Raw genomic sequence first — 15,263 nt, 5'->3', positions numbered from 1 at the left:
AAACGCGGCCATCGCTGGCCGCGTCGGGCTTATTGGTTCAGGCGTTTATCGACCAGATCCTGAACAACGCTCGGATCGGCCAGCGTCGACGTATCGCCCAGGGTGTCCAGTTCGTTGCAGGCGATCTTGCGCAGGATACGCCGCATGATCTTGCCCGAGCGGGTTTTCGGCAAGGCCGGGGCCCATTGGATCAAGTCCGGTTTGGCGAAGCTGCCGATTTCCTTGCTGACGTGGGCCAGCAGTTCTTTCTTCAACTCGTCGTTGGGTTCGGTGCCGTCCATGGGCGTGACAAAGGCGTAGATGCCTTGGCCCTTGAGGTCGTGGGGGTAGCCGACCACGGCGGCTTCAGCGATGCTGTCATGCAGCACCAGGGCACTTTCCACTTCGGCGGTGCCGATGCGGTGCCCGGAGACGTTGATCACGTCGTCGATGCGCCCGGTAATCCAGTAATCGCCATCCTCATCGCGCCTCGCACCGTCGCCAGTGAAGTAATAACCGGGGTAAGGCTTGAAGTAAGTATCGACCATCCGTTGCGGGTCGCCGTAGACGCTGCGGATCTGTGCTGGCCAACTGGATTTGATCGCCAGCACGCCGCTGCCGGCCCCTTTGATTTCCTTGCCCGTTTCATCGAGCAGCACCGGTTGCACGCCGAACATCGGTTGGGTGGCGCAGCCCGGTTTGATCCGTTGCGCGCTGACCAGGGGGCTGAGCATGATGCCGCCGGTTTCGGTCTGCCACCAGGTATCGACAATCGGGCAGCGTTGTTCGCCGACTGCATTGAAGTACCAGTCCCACGCTTCCGGGTTGATCGGCTCACCGACACTGCCGAGTAGTCTGAGGCTGGCGCGGGACGTTTCCTTCAACGGTTCCGGCCCTTCGCGCATCAGGGAACGCAACGCCGTTGGCGCGGTGTAGAAAATGTTCACCTGGTGTTTGTCGATGACCTGCCAGAACCGCGAGCTGGTCGGGTAACTCGGCACGCCCTCAAAGATCAGCGTGGTCGCGCCGTTGGCCAGCGGGCCATAGACGATGTAGCTGTGGCCGGTGACCCAGCCGACATCGGCGGTGCACCAGAACACTTCGTTATCACGGTAGTCGAGTACGTATTTGAAGGTCATCGCCGCTTGCAGCAGATAACCGCCGGTGGTGTGCAACACGCCTTTGGGTTTGCCGGTGCTGCCGGAGGTGTAAAGGATGAACAGCGGATCCTCGGCGTCCATTGGCTCCGGCGGGCAATCGTCGCTGACGTCGCGCAAGGCCTGGTGATACCAGAGGTCGCGCCCTTCAACCCAATTCACTTTGCCTTGCGTGCGCTCCACCACGATGACGGTGCTGACCTTCGGGCATTGCTCCAGTGCCTTGTCGACTTTCTCTTTCAGCGGTATGAATTTTCCGCCGCGCACACCTTCATCGGCGGTGATCACGGTGCGGCAATCCGCATCCAGTATCCGGTCGCGCACAGAGTCCGGGGAGAAGCCGCCGAAAACCACCGAATGCACCGCGCCGATTCGCGTGCAGGCGAGCATGGCGAAGGCGGCTTCAGGAATCATCGGCATATAGATGCACACACGGTCGCCTTTCTTCACGCCTCGGCTTTTGAGCACGTTGGCCAGGCGGCAGACGTTGTGGTGAAGTTTTTTGTAGGTGATCTGTGCGGATTCGGCGGGATCGTCGCCTTCCCAGAGGATCGCGATCTGATCGCCGCGCTGTTCCAGATGACGGTCGATGCAGTTGTAACTGACGTTCAGCTTGCCGCCGGCAAACCAGCTGGCTTCACCGGTTTTCAGGTTATAGCGCTGGACGGTGTCCCATGGCGTGTTCCAGTCGAGAAAGCGCGTGGCTTGTTCGGCCCAGAAGCTGGTGGGGTGCTCGATGGACTCGCGGTACAGGCGGTGATAGTCGTCTTGACTCAAATGCGCAGCCCGGCGGACGGCATCGGCTTTGGGGAACGTGCTGATATCGAACATGACGGTTCCTTATTCTTGTTTTGCGACAAGTAATAAAGATGCGCCGAGCGGGAGGAGGGTTCAATACCTGAAAACAAACACAGTCCTGTAGGAGCTGAGCTTGCTCGCGATGCAGGCGCCGCGGTGTATCAGGAACACCGCGTTATCGTTCATCGCGAGCAAGCTCGGCTCCTACGGGAGCGAGGGTTCAACCGCGGTGACGGCCGCGGAAGTAGTTGATCAAACCTTGGGTCGAGGCATCGTCAGCCGGGGTTTCTTCGCTGCCAACCAGGCGGTTGTAGACGCCTTTGCCCAGTTCTTTACCCAGCTCCACACCCCACTGATCGAAGGCGTTGATGCCCCAGATCACGCTTTGCACGAAGACTTTGTGTTCGTACATCGCGACGAGTGCGCCGAGGCGACGCGGGCTGATGCGTTCAACCACCAGGGTGTTGCTCGGACGGTTGCCCGGGATCACCTTGTGCGCCGCCAGTTTCTTCACGTCTTCTTCGCTCATGCCTTTGTCACGCAGTTCGGCTTCCGCTTCGGCAAGGGTCTTGCCGAGCATCAGCGCCTGACTCTGCGACAGGCAGTTGGCGTACAGCCACTGGTGGTGGTCGGACACCGGGTTGAAGCTGACGATCGGCACGATGAAGTCGGCCGGGATCAGTTGGGTGCCCTGGTGCAGCAACTGGTGATAGGCGTGTTGACCGTTGCAACCGACGCCGCCCCAGATCACCGGACCGGTGTCGGTGGACACCGGGGTGCCGTCCTGACGCACGCTCTTGCCGTTGGATTCCATGTCCAGCTGTTGCAAGTGCTTGGTGATGTTACGCAAGTAGTGGTCGTACGGCAGGATCGCGTGGCTTTGCGCGCCCCAGAAGTTGCCATACCACACGCCGAGCAGAGCCAGCAGCACGGGCATGTTCTGTTCGAACGGCGCGGTCTGGAAATGCTGGTCCATGGTGTAGGCGCCGGACAGCAGTTCCTTGAAGTTCGACATGCCGATGGCCAGGGCAATCGGCAAACCGATGGCCGACCACAGCGAATAACGGCCGCCGACCCAGTCCCACATCGGGAAAATGTTTTCTTCACGAATGCCGAACGCCACGGCGGCCGCGTTGTTGCTCGATACGGCGATGAAGTGACGATACAGCTCGGCTTCCGAACCGCCCTGAGCCAGGTACCAGGCGCGAGCGGCCTGGGCATTCTTCAGGGTCTCGAGGGTATTGAAAGACTTGGAGGACACGATGAACAGCGTGGTTTCGGCGCGCAGCTTCTGGGTCAGTTCGTGGAACTCACTGCCGTCGATATTCGCCAGGTAGTGGCAGCGCACGCCTTTTTGAGCGTAGGACAGCAGCGCCTCGGACACCAGTTCCGGGCCGAGGAACGAGCCACCGATACCGATGTTGACCACGTCAGTGATCGGCTTCTCGGTGTAACCGCGCCACAGCCCGTCATGGATGCGGCCCACGAGGTCGGTGATCTGGTTCAGCACTTTGTGCACTTCCGGCATCACGTTGACACCGTTGACCGACAGCTTGTCGCCCACCGGGCGGCGCAGTGCGGTATGCAGGGCCGGACGACCTTCGGAAGCATTGACGATTTCACCCTCGAACAGCGACTTGATCGCGCCCTTGAGGTCGACTTCATTGGCCAGGCCCACCAGCAGGTTGCGGGTCTCGGCGTTGATCAGGTTCTTCGAATAATCAAGAAACAGCCCGCAGCTGCTCAGGGTGAATTGGGTAAAGCGCTGCGGGTCGGCATTAAAGGCTTCGCGCATGCTGAAATCCTGCATGGCTTGGCGGTGATCATTCAACGCCTGCCAGGCGGGCAGAGCGGTCACGTCGTGAGGAGTGCGGTAGTACGCCATCGCTGCGGGTTTCCTTTTTACTTGAACGGCTTTTTGAACACTAAAAATCCCGGAGCGCTGCGGATTGGCGTCCGGTCAACTGCGTCGAAACGATTTCATGGCGCAGGGCGAATACAGTAAACCCCGCGCCTTGATCTGTCTTGACTTTGTCTGACCTGTTTCCGGTACTTTTTTAACATCAAAGTTAGAAGCGGCCGACAAACGGAACAAAGACAGGACGGCGGCTCGATCAGGCGACCTGGACCGGAATGGCATTGCTGGTGTGGCTCAGTTCATTGCCCGGTGCCATGTAGAGCATGCGCGGCTTGAAGTTGAGCAGCTCGGCTTCGCTGTAATGAGCGTAAGCGCAGATGATTACGCGGTCACCGACCTTGGCCTTGTGGGCAGCGGCGCCGTTGACCGAGATCATGCGCGAGCCTTCTTCGCCGCGGATGGCGTAAGTGGTGAAGCGTTCGCCGTTGTCGACGTTGTAAATCTGGATTTGCTCGTATTCGCGGATGCCGGACAAGTCCAGCCATTCGCCGTCGATGGCGCAAGAACCTTCGTAATCTAGTACAGCGTGGGTAACTTCGGCGCGATGCAACTTGGCCTTGAGCATGATGGCGTGCATGAGTGTTTCCCCAGGTCGGAATCGAACGGCAGGCAGTTTGCCCGAAGGCTTTGGAGGCAGCAATACAGTGTGTGGCCACTGCTTAACCCCTGTGGGAGCGAGCTTGCTCGCGAGTGCGGTGGATCAGCCAACATCAATGTTGAATGACAATCCGCTATCGCGAGCAAGTTCGCTCCCACAGGGTTTGGTGGTGTTTAGGCGAGCGCGTCGAGGTTCAGGTGCAGGTTGTCGATTAACCGCGTGGTACCCAGGAATGCCGCCACCAGAATCACCAGGTCACGATCATCCGGTGTCGCCGGACGCAGCGTCTGCGCATGGCGAATTTCCAGGTAGTCGGTGCGCAATCCCGCAACTTCGAGCTGCTTGATTTGCGCCTCGATCAGCGCCGGGAAATCCCGGTCACCCTGTTTGATCGCGTCGGCAATCGAACTCAGGGTGCGATAGACCACGGGTGCCACGGCACGCTGTTCTTCGCTGAGGAAACCATTGCGCGACGACAGCGCCAGGCCATCGGCTGCGCGAACAGTCGGTTCGCCAATGATCTGGATCGGCATGTTCAGGTCATGGACCAGCGATTTGATCACCGCCAGTTGCTGATAATCTTTTTGGCCGAAAATCGCCAGGTCCGGCTGGACCATGTTGAACAACTTGCTGACCACCGTCGCCACGCCTTCAAAATGCCCCGGACGGCTGGCGCCGCACAGGCCTTCAGATAGCAGTGGAACGCTGACGCGCGTCTGGCCGGCCATGCCGTCCGGGTACATTTCTTCAACGGTGGGTGCGAACAGCAGGTGGCAACCGGCCTGGAGCAGTTTTTCCTGGTCGGCAGCGAGGGTGCGCGGGTACTTGTCGAGGTCTTCGCCGGCACCGAATTGCAGCGGGTTGACGAAAATGCTCGCGACCACGAAATCCACCCGCTGGGAGGCTTTGGTAATCAGCGCGACATGACCGCTGTGCAGGTTACCCATGGTCGGCACGAAGCCGATGCGCTTGCCTTCACTGCGGGCACGGGCAACGGCGGCGCGCAGTTCGCGTACGGTCTTTACGGTGTTCATGCAGAGAATCCGTGTTCGATGCCTGGGAAAGTCGCCGCTTTGACTTCAGTCACGTAAGCACTCAGGGCTGCTTGAAGGGTCGGCTGGCCGGTCATGAAGTTCTTCACGAATTTTGGCACGCGACCGGTAATCGACAAGCCCAGCATGTCGTGCAAGACCAGCACCTGGCCGTCGGTGCCGCTGCCGGCGCCAATTCCGATCACCGGAATGCCCACAGCCTGGGTAATTTCCTCAGCCAGCTCGCTCGGCACGCACTCAAGCAGCAACATGGCGGCACCGGCCTGCTCCAGCGAAATCGCGTCGGCACGCATCTGCCGCGCCTGGTTTTCGTTGCGCCCCTGGACTTTGTAACCGCCCAGGATGTTCACCGATTGCGGCGTCAACCCCAGGTGCGCGCACACCGGGATGCCGCGCTCGGCCAGCAGGCGAATCGAGTCCGCCAGCCACAGTGCGCCTTCTACCTTGACCATGTGCGCACCGGCCTGCATCAACAGCGCGCTGTTGGTCATGGCTTGTTCGGTGGTGGCGTAGGCCATGAACGGCAGGTCGGCGAGGATGAGCGCATCGGTGTTGCCGCGTTTAACGGCTGCGACGTGGTAAGCCATTTCGGCAGTCGTCACGGGCAGGGTGCTGTCGTGACCCTGCAAAACCATGCCGAGTGAGTCGCCCACCAGCAGCACTTCGACGCCAGCCTCATTACAGGCGTGTGCGAAGGTTGCGTCATAGCAGGTCAGCATGGTGATTTTTTCACCTTTTTGCTTCAGACCTTGCAGAGTGGTCAGGGTGATGGCTGGCATGAAAAGATCCTCATTCAGGCGCTGTGGAAACTACTGCGAGTAACGCGCGTGATTCTTCGTTAAATACAGGCGCACGGTCTGTTGTCGTGCTTTTACGGCCTGGATTGCGCCCTTCAACGCCGTGTCGGCGGCAGCGGGACGCCTATAGTCGTGAGGAGAACTCGGGAAGTCAATTGCATGTGTTACCGCGTTGTTACGACAGGGGTGTTACCGGGGTAACTGATGCGATTCAGCAGTAGATTTTGTGTTCGGCACAAAATCCAGTGTAGGAGTGAGGTGTCAATTTTGGGGGAGGCGATCCAGGCCGATGAATGGGCAGGCTGCGAGTAAATCCTTGAGCGTGCGGCCGTCGGCCAGACACAAATTCGCAGGCGCCAGTTCGGCCAGCGGATACAGGACGAACGCTCGCTCCTGCATATGATAGTGAGGGACTTTGAGCCGAGGTTCATCGATCAGCCGATCGCCAAACAGCACGATGTCGAGATCCAACGTGCGAGGGCCCCAGCGCTCAAGACGCTCGCGACCCTGCCCGTTCTCGATGGCTTGCAGCGCATCGAGCAAGTCCAGCGGCGCGAGTGCGCTGTCGAGGGCAGCGACCGCGTTGGTGTAACGCGGTTGGCCGGGTAGCAGCGAGTCGCTCTGATAAAACGCGGATACCCCGACCAGCTCGGTCTGCGGTACCTGCGCCAGCGCTTCGACGGCGCTGCGCAATTGTTCAGCAGGGTCAGCCAGATTGCTGCCCATGCCGATGTAGATGCGTTCCATGGATTACTCGCCCGAGACACTCGGTGCGCCGGCGGCGCGTTTACGCTTGGCACCACCGCTGCGGCGACGTTTGCGCGGGGCGCCGGTGCCGTCTTCCTTGCCGCTGAGGTCGCGGATCATGTCGCGACGTTCGCTGTCGTTGGCGTCCTGATAATCCGTCCACCATTCGCCCAGGCCATCAGTCTGCTCGCCGGCGCTTTCGCGCAGCAGCAAGAAGTCGTAACCGGCACGGAACCGAGGGTTATCCAGCAACAGATCGGCGCGCTTGCCACTACGGCGTGGCAGGCGTTCCTGCATGTCCCAGATCTCGCGGATCGGCAGGGTGAAGCGTTTCGGGATGGCGATGCGTTGGCACTGTTCGGCAATCAGCTCGTGAGCGGCTTCCTGCATGGCCGGAATCGGCGGCATACCGCGTTCTTGCAGGCGCAATACGCGAGCCGGCAGGGCAGGCCATAGCAGGGCAGCAAACAGGAATGCCGGAGTGACCGGTTTGTTCTGCTTGATGCGCAGGTCCGTGTTGACCAGCGCATCGCTGATCAGGGTGTGGGTGTACGTCGGGTTGTATTCCAGCGCCTCGGCACTGGCCGGGAACAGCGGATCGAACAGCTGCAGGTCGACCAGCATCTCGAAGGTGTCCGCGGCGTGGCCGGAGAGGAACAGCTTGAGCACTTCTTCGAACAGTCGCGCCGACGGGATTTCGCTCAACATCGGTGCCAGCTCGCGAATTGGCGCGGCGCTGTGTTTTTCGATACCGAAATTCAGCTTGGCGGCAAAACGCACGGCCCGCAGCATCCGCACCGGGTCTTCCTGGTAGCGCTGTTTCGGGTCGCCAATCAGGCGGATCAGGTGATTGCGGATGTCGTGTACGCCGTTGGCGTAATCGAGGATGCGCTCGCTGACCGGGTCGTAATACAGGGCGTTGATGGTGAAGTCGCGGCGTTGCGCGTCTTCTTCCAGGGTGCCGTAGACGTTATCGCGCAAGATGCGCCCGCTTTCATTACGGGAAGACTGGTTGCTGTCTTCTTCCTCGTCGTTTTGCGGGTGATTGGCGCGGAAGGTCGCCACTTCAATGATTTCGCGACCGAAGTGAATATGCACCAGTTTGAATCGACGACCGATGATCCGCGCGTTGCGGAATTCGGCGCGCACCTGTTCAGGTGTGGCACTGGTGGCGACGTCGAAATCTTTCGGCGTGATGCCGAGCAGCATGTCACGCACGCAGCCGCCGACCAGGTAAGCCTGGTAACCGGCGTTCTGCAGGCGTTCGACGATATTCACCGCGTAACGGCTGAATTGCGCCTTTTTCAGCGAGTGTTGGCCGCTGTTAAGCACTTCAGGCGTACTGCGAATGTGTTGCGTATGACGCTTGGGAGAACGGAATGACTGGAACAGCTTCTTCAGCATGGGATGCACTGTTTGAAGGAATGTTCGGCCATAACAGAAGAATGACCGCATGATGGGCGGGGATTCTAGCATTTAGTCGAGGGATGGTGTAGGACACTGCAGATATGAGCAGTAAGCCGCAGGCTTCAAGCCAAAAGCAAAGCCGATTTGGGAGGTTTTTTCGAATCGCAGAAACTACAAGGGGAGCCGAAGCTCCCCAAGAAGTAGTTGCATGCTCTATTTTTATTATTGATTTCGGGCTTTTTGTTTTTGTTAAGTGCCCTCGTCATGAAGCTTTTCCTTCATGACCCTCCCAATCGGGAGCCAAGAGCAAACGGATTGCTTTGGTCGCTGTGCTGCAGTGATCTTGCGATCCAACCAGTTCAGGCACTGTCTTAGGACAGTTTTTTATTATTCTCGGCCTGGTCGTGGGGCAAGCCCCAAATACAACGCCTCTCCAAAAGAATCAGTTAGCTGCGCCTCTCGCCGTCTTGTTTTTATTGTGCGTGAGTCGATTCGTCTTATTTTTATTATGTTATGCATTGCTTGTTATTGTTCTTGTACCAAACATATAGCAGGGTGCGTGCCAACTTTTGCGAAACCCAGTAAAACAAGGGGTTAGGTCAGTCCGTGGGGTTTTTCGGGGCCAAAAAAAACCGGGGCTTCGTTACCGTAAGCCCCGGCTTCTGTTACGTGAAAAATCTGAGGTAACAGTTTTTTCACGAAGTCACGTGTTACCCACGCATCAGACAGGTGACATTCAGCCTTCGCTGGCGACCCCGGTCTTGCGCCGCGGGATGCCCAGGCGCTGACGGCGCTCCCACAGGCATTTGCGGCTGACCCCGAGTTTGCGCGCCAGCTCGGTTTCGGTCATGTGGTCCTGGTGCTCGAGCACGAAGTGCTGGAAGTAGTCTTCCAGTGACAAGTCTTCGGTCGGTTCATGGCTGGAGTTGCTGCCATTGTTGCCCTGTTGCGGTGCCAGGCCGATGAACTCGTCCTCTACCAAGCCACTCAGTTCGATGTCGATACCCAGCAGCTCGGCAGAAATTTCCGGGCTCTCGCACAGGATGACCGCGCGCTCGACCGCATTTTCCAGCTCGCGAACGTTACCGGGCCAGGAGTAATGACGAATCGCCTGCTCGGCATCCGGGGCGAATTTCAGGTCGGTGCGGTTGACCCGCGCGCTCTGTCGCGCCAGGAAGGCATTGGCGATTTCGTTGACGTCCGCACCCCGCTCACGCAGCGCAGGCAGTTTCAAGGCGATCACGTGAAGGCGGTAGTACAAGTCTTCACGGAACTGGCCGATTTTTGCCAGGCTCTTGAGGTCCCGGTGCGTTGCCGCGATCAAACGAACGTCGACCTTCTGCGATTGCACCGAACCCACGCGGCGAATCTCGCCTTCCTGCAGTACGCGCAGCAGGCGAGCCTGGGCTTCCAGAGGCAGTTCGCCGATCTCGTCGAGGAACAGGGTGCCGCCGTCTGCTGCTTCCACCAAGCCTGCACGACCGGCGCTGGCGCCGGTGAATGCGCCTTTTTCGTGACCGAACAATTCGGACTCGATCAGGCTTTCCGGTATGGCCGCGCAGTTCACCGAAATCATCGGCGCCTTGGCGCGCTTCGACAGGTTGTGCAGGGCACGCGCCACCAGTTCTTTGCCGGTGCCGGATTCGCCCTGGATCAACACGTTGGAATCGGTTGGCGCGACTTTACGGATTTTGCTGTAAAGGTCCTGCATCGGCGGGCACGAACCGATGATGCCGATTTCGCCGTTGCTGTTATCGACGCCCGCTTTCGCAGCGCCGTTGGTGGCTTTGCCAGCAGGCGCTTCGCCACCGGCCGGCAACGATTGCCGGTCACGCAGGATACGGGCGACAGCCTGGAGCATTTCATCGTGATCGAAAGGCTTGGCGATGTAATCCACCGCGCCCATCTTCATCGAGTCGACCGCCGAACGCAGGCTGGCGTAGCTGGTCATGATCAGCACTGGCGTGCCCTGGCCGAGTTTGATCAACTCGGTGCCCGGTGCGCCCGGCAGACGCAGGTCACTGACGATCAGGTCGAACGTGGGAATGGTGAAGCGTTCTTGTGCTTCCTGCACTGAACCGGCTTCGCTGACCTGGTACTGGTTACGTTCCAGCAGGCGGCGCAAGGCGGAGCGGATAATTGTTTCGTCTTCGACGATCAAAATGTGCGGCATTGATTCGATACTCTCGACGGTCTCAGTTCACAGCGGACGTCGCTTCGACATGACGCGGCAAGGTCACCCGGATACGGGTGCCGCGTTGGCTTTGAACATCAGCCGGGCTGTCGATGGTGATTTGTCCATAATGCTCTTCAACGATGGAATAGACCAGTGCAAGGCCCAGACCGGTGCCTTCGCCAGGATCCTTGGTGGTGAAGAAAGGTTCGAACAATCTATCCATGATGTTCTTCGGAATACCGCTGCCTTCGTCTTCCACGATCAGATCGACCGTATGTTCGCCGGCTTCGCTTTTGACCCGCACCGCACTGCCGGGAGGCGAGGCGTCGCGTGCATTTGAGAGCAAGTTGATCAGTACTTGTGCAAGCCGCTGCGGGTCGCCTTCGACCCAGTGATCGGGGTCGCACAAGTTGTAGAACTGCACTTCGAAATTGCGTCGGTTCAGGGCCAGCAAGCCGATGGCATCCTGGGCCACTTCGGCCAGACAGACGGGCTCATCGCTGTGCTGATGACTGCCGGCATGGGCGAAGCTCATCAGCGATTGAACGATGCGCGACACACGTTTGGTCTGCTCGAGGATCTGCCCGCTGATTTCCTTCAACTCGCCATCGTCTTCGCGTTCTTCGCGCAGGTTTTGCGCCAGGCAGGCGATGCCGGTAATCGGGTTACCGATTTCATGGGCCACGCCCGCGGCGAGTCGACCGATACTGGCCAGACGCTCGGAGTGCACCAGTTTGTCTTCAAGCATCTGGGTTTCAGTCAGGTCTTCCACCAGCAATACCAAGCCACTGTTTCCCGGTGCGAGCGGTTCATCGATCGCCGCTTTGTGCAGGTTCAGCCAACGGGTCTGACCGTCGAGGGCCAGATGCTGTTTGTGCAAATGCTCGTCCGGCAGATTGATGAAACCTTGCAGCAATTCTTTCCACGGATCGGCAATGGTGCTCAGGCGCGATCCCACCACGCGTTGCGCCGCAATGCCGGTCAGCTCCTCCATGGCTTTGTTCCACATGAGGATTTCCTGGTCCTTGGCCAGGGAGCAGACGCCCATTGGCAGTTCCTGCAAGGTCTGGCGATGGTAGCGGCGCAGGGCGTCGAGCTCGGCGGCCAGGCCGGTCAGGCGCGAGTGGTAATCCTCAAGTCGACTTTCGATGAAGTGAATGTCTTCAGTGACATAGTTCTCGCCGCCGGCCTTGTAGGGCAGGAAGGTTTCGACCATGTCCTGCGCCACACTCGGGCCCATCAAGCCGGACAGGTTGGCTTCGATGCGGTCACGCAGGCGGCGCAAGGCGTAAGGCCGGCGCTCGTCAAAAGGCAGATAGAGATCACGCAGCGCCTGTTCGACTTCTTTCTGTGCGGCCTTGGCGCCCAAGGGTTTTGCCAGCTGGGTGGCGAATTCCTGAGGCGACGCGGCGTGCAGCTCACGACGTTGCGGGCGACGCACGTTGTCCACGGCGCAGGCTTCGGCGGCGCTGGCTTCTTCCGGGCTGGCGTTGGTGAACAGCGAGATCAAGGTGAACATCAGCACGTTGGCGGCCAGCGAGGCAATCGCCGCCATGTGCCAACTAGTGTCGTCCAGTACGTAGATCATGTTCAGCAGCGGGATGTAGAAACCCTGCAGATTGCCCACCAGCGGCAATAGCATGGTCACCAGCCACACCAGAATCCCGGCGAGCAAACCGGCAATGAAACCGCGACGGTTGGCGGTCGGCCAGTACAGGACCGACAGCACACCCGGCAGGAACTGCAACGTGGCGACAAACGCGACGATGCCCAGGTTCGCCAGATCCTGTTCTGCACCCAGCAGCAAGTAGAAGCCGTAGCCGGCCATGATGATCGCGACGATCAGCGCCCGGCGAGTCCACTTCAGCCAGCGGTAGATGTTGCCTTCGGCCGGTGGCTGATAGAGCGGCAACACCAGGTGGTTCAGGGCCATCCCTGACAGCGCCAGCGTGGTGACAATGATCAGGCCGCTCGCCGCCGACAGACCGCCGACATACGCCAGCAGTGCCAAGGCCTTGCTGTTGGCGGCGATGCCAATGCCCAGCGTGAAGTATTCGGGGTTGGTGGTGGCGCCGAGTTTCAGGCCGGCCCAGAGAATCAGTGGCACTGCCAGGCTCATCAGCAGCAGGAACAGCGGCAAGCCCCAGCTCGCACTGACCAGCGAGCGCGGGTTGAGGTTTTCGGTGAAGGTCATGTGATACATGTGCGGCATCACAATCGCCGAGGCAAAGAACACCAGCAGCAGCGTTCGCCACGGCCCTTCTTGCAGCGGCGTGTGCAGGGCGGCGAGGGCGGTCTGGTTTTGCAGCAGCCACAGTTCCAGCTGTTGCGGGCCGTCGAACACGCCGTACAACGCATACAGGCCGACGCCGCCGATGGCGATCAGCTTGATCACCGACTCGAACGCAATGGCGAACACCAGGCCCTCATGTTTCTCGCGGGTCGCGATGTGGCGCGAGCCAAAGAAGATCGTGAACAGGGTAATCAGTGCACAGAAGCTCAGGGCGACCCGATGCTGCACCGGTTCGCGGGTGAGGATGCCGATGGAGTCGGCGACCGCTTGAATCTGCAGGGCCAGCAGGGGCAACACGCCGATCAGCATGAAAATCGTGGTCAGCGCGCCGGCCCAGGTGCTGCGGAAGCGGAACGCGAACAGGTCGGCCAGCGACGACAGTTGATAGGTGCGGGTAATCTTCAGGATCGGGTACAGCAGCACCGGTGCCAGCAAAAATGCGCCGGAAACCCCGAGGTAACTGGACAAGAAGCCGTAGCCGTACTGATAGGCCAGACCCACCGTGCCGTAAAACGCCCAGGCACTGGCGTAAACGCCCAATGACAGCGTGTACGTCAACGGGTGGCGAATGATCGCTCGGGGGATCATGCCCCTTTCGCTGACCCAGGCCACGCCGAACAGCACCGCCAGGTACGCGGCGCTGATCAGGATCATCTGGGTCAGGCTAAAGCTCATCGGCATCTTTTTGGCTCTGCAGGATGAAGGTCACGACGATCAGAATCAGCCAGAGCAGATAAGGGCGATACCAGGCGCCGGTGGCGTCGATCCACCAATCCATGATGGCTGGGGAAAACAGATAAATCCCCACTACGAGGAGCAGGACCAAGCGATAGATGTACATCCCTGCCTCTCTTCTTTATGCACGTGCCCGAAAACGTGCGGCGATGGTAACGGATGGGCGCGCCACTGCAAGTGCGATCACTGCAGTTGCGCCTCGGGCAGGCTCAGTGTGCGCGGGATAAGTGCTGCATCCCAGTGGACAATGCCCCAGTTCAACACTTCCCGTGGGTTGGCGTAAGCCAGTTCGGTGCCGGGGTTTTGTCCGAGTGCGCGCAATGCACGCAGCAATAAAGGTGTCGCCTGATCTTCGGTCAGCGGTGGCGAGCGGTAGGACTTGCCGAGTTTGTTACCGTCGGGCTGGGTGATCAGCGGGATGTGCAAGTAGCGTGGTTGTCGCAGGCCGAGCAGTTCTTGCAGATAGAGCTGTCTCGGCGTCGAGTCCAGCAGGTCGGCACCTCGCACGATGTCGGTGATGCCTTGCCAGGCATCGTCCAGCACCACGGCCAGTTGATAAGCGTACAGCCCGTCGCGGCGGCGAATCACGAAGTCGCCGACCTCGCGACCCAAATGTTGGCGGTATTCGCCTTGCACGCGGTCGATGAAGTGGTATTCCAGTTCGGGTACGCGCAGGCGAATGGCTGCGTCTTCGGTGCCGTGGCCGGCGTTGCGGCACAGTCCCGGATAAACGCCGTGATACGGCTCCAGTTGCTTGCGCGAGCAGGTGCAGGCGTAAGCGAGGCCGTGATTGAACAGGCGATTGAGCTCTTCGGCGTAAGCCTCGTGGCGCTCGCTTTGGCGGACCATTTCGCCGTCCCATGCAAAACCGTAGCTTTCCAGTGCGTTGAGAATCGCTGCCTGTGCGCCGGGCTCTTCCCGCGGCGGGTCGAGGTCTTCCATGCGCATCAGCCAGCGACCACCTACCGAGCGGGCGTCGAGGTATGAGGCCAGCGCGGCGACCAGCGAGCCGAAATGCAGATGGCCGCTGGGCGTGGGGGCGAAGCGCCCGATGTAGGTGGGGGTGATGGCAGTCATGAGGGCAGTGTTACTTTTCGCAGAGGCAAATATCAGAAACAAAAACGGAGCGTTCGCACGCTCCGTTTTTCGTTCAAGTCGACGTTACTTGCCGACTTGCTTTTCCTTGATTTCCGCCAGGGTCTTGCAGTCAACGCACATGTCGGCGGTAGGGCGGGCTTCCAGTCGCTTGACGCCGATTTCGACGCCGCAGGACTCGCACCAGCCATATTCTTCGTCTTCGATCAGCTGAAGCGTCTTGTCGATCTTCTTGATCAGCTTGCGCTCGCGGTCGCGGGCGCGCAGCTCAAGGCTGAACTCTTCTTCCTGGCTGGCACGGTCTGCCGGGTCCGGGAAGTTGGCCGCTTCGTCCTTCATGTGATCAACCGTACGGTCGACTTCCTGCATCAAGTCCTGTTTCCACTTGTTCAGGATCTTGGTGAAGTGAGCGCGCATGGGCTTGCCCATGTATTCCTCGCCCTTTACTTCTTTGTAGGGTTCGAAGCCGCTGATCGTCGTGGTTTGCTGCTTTGCTTGGGTGGACATGAAA

The 15,263-nt window shown here is 59.6% G+C and carries 12 protein-coding genes; all 12 read right to left on the bottom strand.

Annotation, left to right across the window (positions count from 1 at the left end; genetic code table 11):
• Positions 1-29 precede the first annotated feature (29 nt).
• Positions 30-1,967, bottom strand: coding sequence for an acetate--CoA ligase (gene acs / locus NL116_RS27055; RefSeq protein WP_494374795.1), 1,938 nt, complete (start codon positions 1,965-1,967; stop codon positions 30-32).
• A 187-nt stretch (positions 1,968-2,154) separates the two neighbouring features.
• The gene (gene pgi, locus NL116_RS27050) at positions 2,155-3,819 is read right to left on the bottom strand and encodes a glucose-6-phosphate isomerase (RefSeq protein ID WP_494374794.1); all 1,665 of its coding nucleotides are present in this window, start codon (positions 3,817-3,819) and stop codon (positions 2,155-2,157) included.
• A gap of 229 nt (positions 3,820-4,048) precedes the next feature.
• Positions 4,049-4,429 carry an aspartate 1-decarboxylase gene (panD, locus tag NL116_RS27045; protein ID WP_003228271.1) on the bottom strand — a complete coding sequence of 127 codons (381 nt, stop codon included), beginning with the start codon at positions 4,427-4,429 and terminating at the stop codon, positions 4,049-4,051.
• 194 nt (positions 4,430-4,623) lie between these two features.
• Complete coding sequence (panC, locus tag NL116_RS27040) at positions 4,624-5,484, bottom strand: pantoate--beta-alanine ligase (protein ID WP_494374793.1); 861 nt, start codon at positions 5,482-5,484, stop codon at positions 4,624-4,626.
• On the bottom strand, positions 5,481-6,281 hold the full coding sequence (gene panB / locus NL116_RS27035) for a 3-methyl-2-oxobutanoate hydroxymethyltransferase (RefSeq protein WP_123433546.1): 801 nt from the start codon (positions 6,279-6,281) through the stop codon (positions 5,481-5,483). The genes panC and panB overlap by 4 nt, the downstream gene beginning before the upstream one ends.
• A gap of 279 nt (positions 6,282-6,560) precedes the next feature.
• Positions 6,561-7,046 (bottom strand): 2-amino-4-hydroxy-6-hydroxymethyldihydropteridine diphosphokinase, encoded by a 486-nt coding sequence (gene folK / locus NL116_RS27030; protein ID WP_494374792.1) that lies wholly within the window; start codon positions 7,044-7,046, stop codon positions 6,561-6,563.
• Positions 7,047-7,049: 3 nt separating this feature from the next.
• On the bottom strand, positions 7,050-8,450 hold the full coding sequence (locus tag NL116_RS27025) for a polynucleotide adenylyltransferase PcnB (protein WP_494374791.1): 1,401 nt from the start codon (positions 8,448-8,450) through the stop codon (positions 7,050-7,052).
• Positions 8,451-9,189: 739 nt separating this feature from the next.
• The gene (locus NL116_RS27020; RefSeq protein ID WP_494374790.1) at positions 9,190-10,626 is read right to left on the bottom strand and encodes a sigma-54-dependent transcriptional regulator; all 1,437 of its coding nucleotides are present in this window, start codon (positions 10,624-10,626) and stop codon (positions 9,190-9,192) included.
• Positions 10,627-10,648: 22 nt separating this feature from the next.
• Complete coding sequence (locus tag NL116_RS27015) at positions 10,649-13,603, bottom strand: sensor histidine kinase (protein ID WP_027924152.1); 2,955 nt, start codon at positions 13,601-13,603, stop codon at positions 10,649-10,651.
• A complete protein-coding gene (locus NL116_RS27010) occupies positions 13,587-13,763 on the bottom strand; it encodes a hypothetical protein (protein WP_003176118.1) in 177 nt (58 codons plus the stop codon). The genes NL116_RS27015 and NL116_RS27010 overlap by 17 nt, the downstream gene beginning before the upstream one ends.
• Before the next feature lie 77 nt (positions 13,764-13,840).
• Complete coding sequence (gluQRS, locus tag NL116_RS27005; protein WP_494378143.1) at positions 13,841-14,725, bottom strand: tRNA glutamyl-Q(34) synthetase GluQRS; 885 nt, start codon at positions 14,723-14,725, stop codon at positions 13,841-13,843.
• Positions 14,726-14,818: 93 nt separating this feature from the next.
• Positions 14,819-15,259: an RNA polymerase-binding protein DksA gene (gene dksA / locus NL116_RS27000; protein ID WP_027924150.1), complete on the bottom strand. Its 441-nt coding sequence runs from the start codon at positions 15,257-15,259 to the stop codon at positions 14,819-14,821.
• Positions 15,260-15,263 lie beyond the last annotated feature (4 nt).

This window comes from Pseudomonas sp. FBCC-B1667 (genome assembly GCF_059133255.1).
The sequence above is the reverse complement of the archived record's forward strand: the minus strand, read 5'-3'. Positions and strand labels throughout refer to the sequence as shown.